The organism is Nodularia sp. UHCC 0506 (genome assembly GCF_034931045.1).
GTDB lineage: Bacteria > Cyanobacteriota > Cyanobacteriia > Cyanobacteriales > Nostocaceae > Nodularia.
Genome location: NZ_JAYGHH010000003.1, coordinates 50,411 through 59,349 on the forward strand (window position 1 = coordinate 50,411; position 8,939 = coordinate 59,349).

Annotated in this window: 7 protein-coding genes and 1 tRNA gene; all 8 read left to right on the forward strand. The window is 38.4% G+C overall.

Annotation, left to right across the window (positions count from 1 at the left end):
- Window positions 1-7: 7 nt before the first annotated feature.
- The 8 genes from VB654_RS03420 (at window position 8) to gltX (ending at window position 8,862) form a co-directional block, all read left to right on the forward strand.
- Window positions 8-1,270 (forward strand): NAD(P)/FAD-dependent oxidoreductase, encoded by a 1,263-nt coding sequence (locus VB654_RS03420; RefSeq protein WP_323212039.1) that lies wholly within the window; start codon window positions 8-10, stop codon window positions 1,268-1,270.
- Between the two features lie 59 nt (window positions 1,271-1,329).
- Window positions 1,330-1,875: a DoxX family protein gene (locus VB654_RS03425; RefSeq protein ID WP_323212041.1), complete on the forward strand. Its 546-nt coding sequence runs from the start codon at window positions 1,330-1,332 to the stop codon at window positions 1,873-1,875.
- A 183-nt stretch (window positions 1,876-2,058) separates the two neighbouring features.
- Window positions 2,059-3,234: an esterase-like activity of phytase family protein gene (locus VB654_RS03430; RefSeq protein ID WP_323212042.1), complete on the forward strand. Its 1,176-nt coding sequence runs from the start codon at window positions 2,059-2,061 to the stop codon at window positions 3,232-3,234.
- 449 nt (window positions 3,235-3,683) lie between these two features.
- Window positions 3,684-5,282, forward strand: a complete 1,599-nt coding sequence (locus tag VB654_RS03435; RefSeq protein ID WP_323212043.1) for a serine/threonine-protein kinase — start codon at window positions 3,684-3,686, stop codon at window positions 5,280-5,282.
- 63 nt (window positions 5,283-5,345) lie between these two features.
- Window positions 5,346-6,863 (forward strand): serine/threonine-protein kinase, encoded by a 1,518-nt coding sequence (locus tag VB654_RS03440; RefSeq protein ID WP_323212044.1) that lies wholly within the window; start codon window positions 5,346-5,348, stop codon window positions 6,861-6,863.
- 126 nt (window positions 6,864-6,989) lie between these two features.
- Window positions 6,990-7,063 (forward strand) — tRNA-Asp (locus VB654_RS03445).
- Between the two features lie 94 nt (window positions 7,064-7,157).
- A complete protein-coding gene (locus VB654_RS03450; protein ID WP_323212045.1) occupies window positions 7,158-7,427 on the forward strand; it encodes a hypothetical protein in 270 nt (89 codons plus the stop codon).
- Window positions 7,417-8,862: a glutamate--tRNA ligase gene (gene gltX, locus VB654_RS03455; RefSeq protein WP_323212046.1), complete on the forward strand. Its 1,446-nt coding sequence runs from the start codon at window positions 7,417-7,419 to the stop codon at window positions 8,860-8,862. The genes VB654_RS03450 and gltX overlap by 11 nt, the downstream gene beginning before the upstream one ends.
- The last annotated feature ends 77 nt before the right edge of the window (window positions 8,863-8,939 follow it).

Below are 8,939 nucleotides of genomic sequence, written 5' to 3' on the forward strand. Positions count from 1 at the left end.
AGAAAATTTGAAAACTCCCCGCATTGTCATAGTTGGCGCTGGATTTGGGGGATTACAAACTGCCCAATCTTTAGCTAATTCAGGGGCGGATGTCTGTTTAATTGATTGTAATAACTATCACACCTTTGTCCCATTACTGTATCAGGTAGCCACAAGTCAACTAGAACCAGAATATATTGCTTACCCCATTCGCACGATTGTGCGGCGATTTTCTGGGAAACGACACCAGCAGCAGCCCAAAACTCGGTTTTTATGGGCGGAGGTACAGCGCATTGATTTTTCCGCCCAGATTGTGGAGACAGATCGTTGTGCGATCGCTTATGATTTTTTAGTCCTTGCTACTGGTAGCAAAACCCAATACTTAGGAGTTACAGGTGCGTCAGAATATGCCTTTCCTCTGAGGACTTTAGAAGAAGCTATTAGATTACGCAACCGGATTATGACTTGCTTAGAACTAGCTACTCAAGAATCTGATCCAGTAAGAAGGGAACAACTGCTCACATTTACCATTGTCGGCGGTGGTGCGACAGGTGTAGAAATGGCAGGTGCTTTAATAGAAATGCTGCGCGGTAAATTCCGCCGCGATTATCCCACATTAGATTTACAGCAGGTCAGATTAATTGTAGTCCAGTCAGGCGATCGCTTATTGGCAGAACTACCCAAAAAACTGGGAGTCTATACTTACAAGCGTTTAAATCAATTAGGTGTAGAAGTTTACCTACAAACCAGAGTTAGCCAAGTCACAAAAGAATCTGTACACCTACAAAACAACAAAATAATTTCCACTGCAACAGTGATTTGGACTGCGGGGTTAGAAGCCAACTCTCCCCCAACATCAGAGGAGATATCCACAGCCAAAAAAGGCAAATTATTAGTTCATCCCACCTTACAACTACTAGAACAACCCAACGTCTATGCAATTGGGGATTTGGCTTATATAGAGCAAAATGGTCAACCATTAGCTGGAGTTGCACCAGAAGCACTCCAACAAGGCGTTGCTGTCGCCGGCAATATTCAACAACAGCTGCGGGGTAAATCACCAAAACCTTTTAGTTATTTCAACAAAGGTCGATTAGCAATCATTGGTTGTTATTCTGGTGTGGGAAAAATTGGCAACTTTGCATTTACAGGTTTTTTAGCTTGGCTGATGTGGTTAGGCGTTCATCTGGTATATTTACCTGGATACCGTAGTCGCTTGTTAATTTTACTCACCTGGCTTTATACCTATTTATTAGGCGATCGCGCCGTGCGTTTAATTTTGCCTATTTGAAACCTTGCATCAGCAATTAAAATCTGCAATTGTCATTAATCATAGTTGGAGTTAGAGCCATGAATGATCAGAAAAATTACATTAGCCTCAAACCACAAGATATCGCGATCGCTTATTTATTACTGCGAATTCTCATCGGTGTCAATTACTTTAATCATGGATTTACCCGCATTTTCGATATTCCCGGATTTGCAGAAAGTATAGTTGAGCAACTAAAAGATTCTTATTTTCCCGAATTTATGGTCAGAATTAACTCCTACCTCGTTCCTCCTGTAGAGTTAATTGTGGGAGTATTAATTACCATTGGATTAGCAACTCGCAGCGCCCTGATAGCCACATTTATCCTGATGATTATCTTGAAATTGGGCGTTACCTCAATCCAAAACTGGGGTGCTGCAACATCCATGATCAGTTACGCTCTTGTGTTGTTTATTTTACTAGCTGGACTCAGCTTTAATATTTACTCCCTCGATCACTGGAGAAAAAACAAACAAACCAGTGCAGATTCTAAAATTTCTAATCAACAGAGTACAAACAATTTCTCTCTCTTATTCCAGAGATTTAGCAAAAAACGCCGCAGACAGTCTCGTTCCTACCTACGCTAATTTTTAACTCCAAAATTTGCTTTGTTTCAACCAATAGCAACCCAATAAAATACGCAAATATTGGCTTCTTAACAGTTACTCAGCTAACTAGTTTTCACATCTTACTCAAGTTCCCCTCTTCGCTTGCGGGGAGGGGCTAGGGGTGGGATTTCCAGCAACTCAAGACAATTGCAGCAAAAGAATATGAAGCTAATTAAAAACTTTTTATTTATACCCAAAATTATTTACATTATTATTGCTATTATAATTATTAGTTTCTTCCTGACAAATTCCCATACAAATACTTTTAACATTAGTAATATCGAATTTATTGGCGAAGCCACTTTACCTAAAAAATTAAACTTTCAAAATACAGAAATTGGGGGCTTATCTGGAATCACCTACGATGCCAAAAATGACCTTTATTATGCTATCTCTGATGACAGAGGTCAAAAAGCTCCGGCTCGATTTTACACACTAAAAATAGACTTGAGCAAAGGTATATTACAGAATGGCGATGTGGTTCCCGTTGGGGTAACTACTCTTTTAAATCAAGATAATCAACCCTTTCCTCCTGGTGAAACCGATACAGAGGGAATTGCTATAACTAACCGGGATACCGTCTTTATCTCTTCTGAAGGCGATGTTAAACAATTAATTAATCCTTTTATTCAAGAGTTCGCCCTTTCCTCTGGTAAAGTACGCACCACATTAGTTATACCAGATAAGTTTTTACCAGATAAAAATGGTAAACAAGGTATCCGCGATAACTTAGCCTTTGAAAGCCTCAGCATTACACCTGACAATCAGTATTTATTTACAGCCATAGAAAATGCTCTAATTCAAGATGGGTCAGCAGCTAAAGCCAATCTTGGCAGCCCTTGCCGAATTTTGCAATACAATCTACTCACAAATTTACCAGAGAAGGAATTTTTGTACCCAACTGAACCAGTCGCAGAAATGCTGAATATAACTGGTAGATTTGCTAGTGGTTTACCTGATTTACTAGCTTTAGATAATCAAGGACAATTCCTCAGTCTAGAACGGTCTTTTACTGGCTTAGGATTTGCTGTTTCCTTATTTCAGTTTTCCTTAAAAGGTGCTGATGAGATTCAAAATATCGACAAACTTTTAGCAGTTGATTTTCAGAAAATCAAACCAGTTCAGAAAAAATTACTATTAGATTTGAGAACACTAAATGTATTATTAGACAATATCGAAGGTTTAACTCTTGGTTCTTGGCTACCTGATGGACAGCGCTCATTAATCCTAATTAGTGATAACAATTTTAATTCAATACAACGTAACCAAATCCTAGCTTTTAAAATCAAAATAGAATCGCCAATTATGAGATTATTCCGCCAATTTATTGCAAAATAAACAGTTTATGATGTCGAAATTTATATTTTAGTTTTTCTTGGGTGATTATTACTATGAGTACGTGAATTTACTGTTATTTATAGATAATTTATTTATGTTAATTGATAACCTTAGTGAATTTTCTCATAGGTTTTTTAAGGTGAATATGTTACATAGGTTTTAAGAACTATCACAAGCTGAATATCTTTCTGTGTCAATTGTATTCAGTTTTCTTTACTTTTAACTCGACGTGTGCTTTGGTTCTTTGCCTTACCTGGTAAAAATCTTAACGCAGTATTCAAGTATACATTCTGTTCAGAGATATACTAGCATTTTGTCTGTCAACCTCTCCCTGTTACGTCCGCGTTATTGCTTTTTTGTGAATAAGCTCTAATATCATTGGGCATCTTCACACAGAGTTGGTATAATTTTCAGTTGATCAATTATTTTATAGCGTAAAATTTCCAAATATGGTCAAGCCAGAAACCGAAAAAGACGTTTATATTGGAAAATTTTTAAATAATCGCTATTTAATAAAAGATTTGATTGGTAAAGGAGGAATGGGTAGAGTTTATTTGGCAGAAGATTTAGCCAAAGGCCGCATACAAGTTGCTATAAAAATTCTCGTCATGAGTCTGGAAACTCAAAAAATGTCCCAGCGCTTTGCTAGAGAAATTTTTATTGGCGCTCAACTTGGCCGTAAAAGTAAAAATATTGTCCGGATTTTAAGTTATGGAATGACAGATGATAAAATTCCCTTTTACGTTATGGAATATCTTCAAGGCAAAAATTTGAAGAAAATCATCCAAGTTCAGCCACTAACAACAAAAAGGTTTTTATATATTTGTTATCAAATTTGTTTAGGTTTACGGTATGCTCACCAAGGTATCAGCCTCAAAGGTGAAATTTACCCGATAGTACATCGAGATATTAAACCAGAAAATATATTTATTACTGAAAATACCGAAAAATGCGAAATTGTCCGGATTCTTGATTTTGGTATTGCCAAGTTTTTAACTGAACGCAATGGCATCACATTAACTGATTCTTTTATTGGTAGTTTACCTTACTGTTCTCCTGAACACATGGAAGGACGTAAATTACTTGATGTGCGCTCTGATATTTATAGTTTGGGAGTTTTGATGTTTGAAATGCTTACAGGTAAACATCCATTTCAAACCGAAACTAATTCCTTTGGCAGTTGGTATCAAGCTCACCACTTTCAAAAACCACTAGAGTTTGAAAAAGTAAATTCACAGGTAAAAATACCACTAAGATTACAAGAATTAGTATTAAATTGTTTAGCCAAAGAAGTTAGCGATCGCCCTGCAAATATTAGTAAAGTATTAGAAACATTAAAACAGGTTAAGTTAGAAATTTTTAATCATCAAACTGGCAATAATCACGAAGTTAAGTCAACTACATCCTCTTTACAATTAGTACCTGTAGTTTCCAGTCCCGAAAAAGAATGTTTACAGAAATCTTGGCCGAAACATAAACCAATTGCTGCCATTGGTTTTCCTCATTTATTACATAGCAGTCAAGGTGTGTTACCAACCTTTTGGGCAATGTTACCCCAACAAGAAATTACTCAATTGCTCAATAAAATTCATAGCACAGAATTTGTAGTCAAAATGAATATATACCCCATGATATTGTGGGTAACAGTGTTATGCGATTCCCAATCTTCTCTGATACGTTGTCTACCGTTTTTCTTAGATATGAAGAATGATAGTGGGCAAAAGATAGCCAAAAGTTTAGCAAATACAGGCTACTATTATTTGCTGTTTTTTGCACTAGAACAACCAAGTCGTTGCACCCATGTCATGAAGTTAACTTTAACTCCTAGCCAGCGTCAGCAACTTACCGATTGGCTGGCGATTAAGCTAAAAACACATGAGTTGATTTCTTCTAATCAAGCCAAAACTCTTTTAAAAACAGAATACGAAGCATTAAAAGTGGAAATACTGAAAAAAATGTCAGTCAAGACTGCTATTGACAAAAAGGATAGTAAAAATTGGTTAATAAATTTGCTGCTTAAACTAATGCAAAGTTTCTGGCGAAGTTGACACAATTTATAAGTAATTAGATCAAGATAATTGCAAAATATGATAATCAAAGAGGTATGAAAAGTGAATAAAAGTAAATTTGCTTCTCCAGATAATACAGGTTTGCTGGCTAACCGTTATCAACTCATTGAGTTGATTGGTAAAGGTGGAATGGGTGAAGTTTTTTTAGCTAAAGATATTGTGCTAGGTGGAACACCTGTGGCGGTTAAATTCCTTTCTCAAACTGTTTCTACTCCCAAAATGAAACAAAATTTTATTCATGAAGTCCTGATGAGTGCAGCATTAAGTCAAAAAAGCTTACATATTGTGCGGGCGCATGATTATGGTGTCAGTGAAGCTGGGAAACCTTTTTATGTTATGGAATATCTCAATGGCAAAAGTTTAAAGGATTTAATCCCTGTACCTTTGCCAGATTTTTTAAATCTTGCACGTCAAATTTGTTTGGGTTTACAATGCGCTCATCAAGGTATTAATGTTGAAGGCAAAATTTACCCTTTAGTTCATAGAGATATTAAGCCTGCTAATATATTAGTTATTTCTGATCCCATATTAAAACAGTTAGTAAAAATTTTGGATTTTGGGATAGCAAAATTTTTAAAATCTGCCTCCAACGTTAGTACGAATATAGCGTTTCATGGGACTTTGCCCTACTCTTCTCCAGAACAATTAGAAGGGGGAGAATTGGATGATCGCTCAGATATTTATAGTTTGGGTGTGATGATGTTTGAAATGCTGACAGGTGCAAAACCTTGGCAGCCAGAAACAGATTTATTTGGTGCTTGGTATAAAGCACATCACTTTGAAGCACCGAAAACGATCGCTGATGTCAATCCCCAACTCCAACTACCGCCGCAATTGAACGATTTAATCATGGCTTGTCTGGCGAAAACACCAAGCGATCGCCCCCAAAATATAGCGGCAATATTGCAAGTCTTAAATAGTGTTGACAAATCTATTACTCTTAATTATCCGGCAACTCCAACACCTCAATCAACCCCAAAAACACCTGTATTATCTGGCTTATCGCCAGCCATTGAGAAAAAATGTCGAGAAATGACATGGCCAAAAAATAAACCTATTCAGGAAATTGTATTTCCACAACTTCTCGAAACTACACCCAAAAGTATCACCACAATCTGCATGATGTTAGAGCAAAAAGAGATCCATAAACGTGCAGTTTGCCAGGTTCACAACCAGTTTATCTGGATTATCTCTCCTCATCCCATGCTGCTGTGGGTGACAGTACTTTATACTCCAGAACTCGGTTTTAAGTGGTTGCCTTGCTACCTAAATATGCAAAATACCCAAAATCATCAACTGGTGTCTGCACTAGCCGATCATGAACGTTATCCTGTGGTTTGCTTTACCTTAGAAGCACCCCATAAATGCGCCAACGTTCTCAGCAGTTACATCGATTTTAATCGGCGACAAATGTTAAAAGTTTGGGTAGAACAAAGTAAAAATCTACCGCCCTCATCTAAAGCTCATCTGAGCAAAAATCTCTTAAAAGAACAGTATAAACAGATGCAATCCCAAATGCTACAACAAATTGCCGGCACTCCCCAGGCTCAGACGTGCTAAGATGTATTGCAATTTAGAAACATTCAAGTCGCCCCAAAAGTGCAGAAATCAAAAAAATTATTTTTTTCTGCAAAAAGACTTGACAAAGCAAAAGAAAAAAGCAACAATAGTAAAGTTGGAAATTAAGGGACTGTAGTTCAATTGGTTAGAGCACCGCCCTGTCACGGCGGAAGTTGCGGGTTCGAGCCCCGTCAGTCCCGTTCTAATCGCGAGTAATAATTTTTTATTCCCCAGTCAGATGATAATTGTCCGACTGGGGCTATATATATAGCAACCGCCAAGGAGGTTAGGACATTGTTGATTGCTGAAAGCCTTGATGTAGGGGTGGGTTTATTAAAATTATTATTAGTAATTGAGCATATCTGTCATAGCTTGCGTGGCGTAGCCATACCCACCTCTACTTGGTTTTTACTCAGCACTCAGCACGGGCTAAACGCCCCGCTACCGCTAACAGCACTTTGCACTTTGCTACATAAGTCCTATTCCTTTAACTCAGGATTCAGGGCTTGGGATAAGCTAAATTTATCATGGTTTGTGAAAGAGAGAATTAATTGTGACTGTTAGAGTCCGTATTGCACCAAGTCCAACTGGTAATTTACATATTGGTACAGCCAGAACTGCTGTATTTAATTGGCTATTTGCCCGCCATCATGGTGGTCAGTTTATTTTACGCGTTGAAGACACAGACCTTGAGCGATCGCGTCCCGAATATACCGAAAATATTCTGGCTGGTTTTCGCTGGTTGGGACTGAACTGGGATGAAGGCCCCTTTTTCCAATCCCAACGCCTGGATATGTATAAAGAGGCAGTAGAAAAACTGTTAGAACAAGGTTTAGCTTATCGTTGCTACACTACTTCACAAGAACTAGAAGCCCTGCGAGAATCCCAAAAAGCTAGAAACGAAGCTCCCCGCTACGATAACCGCCACCGCCACCTCACACCAGAACAAGAAGCAGCATTCCAAGCCGAAGGGCGTAGCTGTGTGATTCGGTTCAAAATTGCCGATGGTCGAGAAATTGTCTGGAATGACCTAGTAAGGGGAAAAATGAGTTGGCGAGGTAGTGACCTTGGTGGTGATATGGTCATCGCCCGCGCCTCAGAAACAGGTATTGGTCAACCACTATACAACTTTGTCGTTGTCATTGATGACATAGATATGCAAATTACCCATGTCATTAGGGGAGAAGACCACATAGCCAACACCGCCAAGCAAATTCTGTTATATGAAGCTTTAGGCGCAAAAATTCCAGAGTTTGCCCACACGCCTTTGATTTTAAATATGGAAGGGCGTAAGCTTTCTAAACGAGATGGAGTTACTTCTATTTCGGATTTTCAGAAATTGGGATTTACTGCGGAAGCTTTAGTAAATTACATGACCTTGCTGGGTTGGTCGCCTCCAGACTCCACTGAAGAAATCTTCACATTAGAAACCGCAGCCAAAAACTTTAGCTTTGAGCGTGTGAACAAAGCCGGGGCTAAATTTGACTGGGCAAAATTGGATTGGTTAAATAGTCAATATCTACATAATATGCCCGTAGATAAACTGACAGATTTAATTATTCCCTTTTGGCAAGAGGCTGGATTTACCTTTGAGGGAGGACGAGAACGCCCCTGGTTAGAGCAGTTAGTTACTTTAATCAGCCAGAGTTTAACTCGTCTGGTAGATGCTGTAGATATGAGTCAACCTTTGTTCACCGCAACAGTGGAGTTTAGCGAAGAAGGTAGCCAACAACTGCAAAAAGAAGGTTCAGCCGTTGCGCTTCAGGCAATTATCACAGCTTTGTCAAATCAACCCGAACTTTCCGAAGCAGTTGCCCAAGATATCATTAAACAGGTAGTCAAAGAGCAAAAACTCAAGAAAGGCTTAGTCATGCGATCGCTCCGAGCTGCCTTAACGGGAGATGTTCATGGCCCTGATTTAATTCAATCCTGGTTATTGCTGAATCAGATCAATTTAGACAAGCCACGTTTAAATAAAGCGATCGCTGCCGCAAATTAAGATATCACCGACAAAGAATGTAGAGACGTTGAATGATGCAACGTCTCTATAAGAGAACTCCACAAAAAAGTTGATCC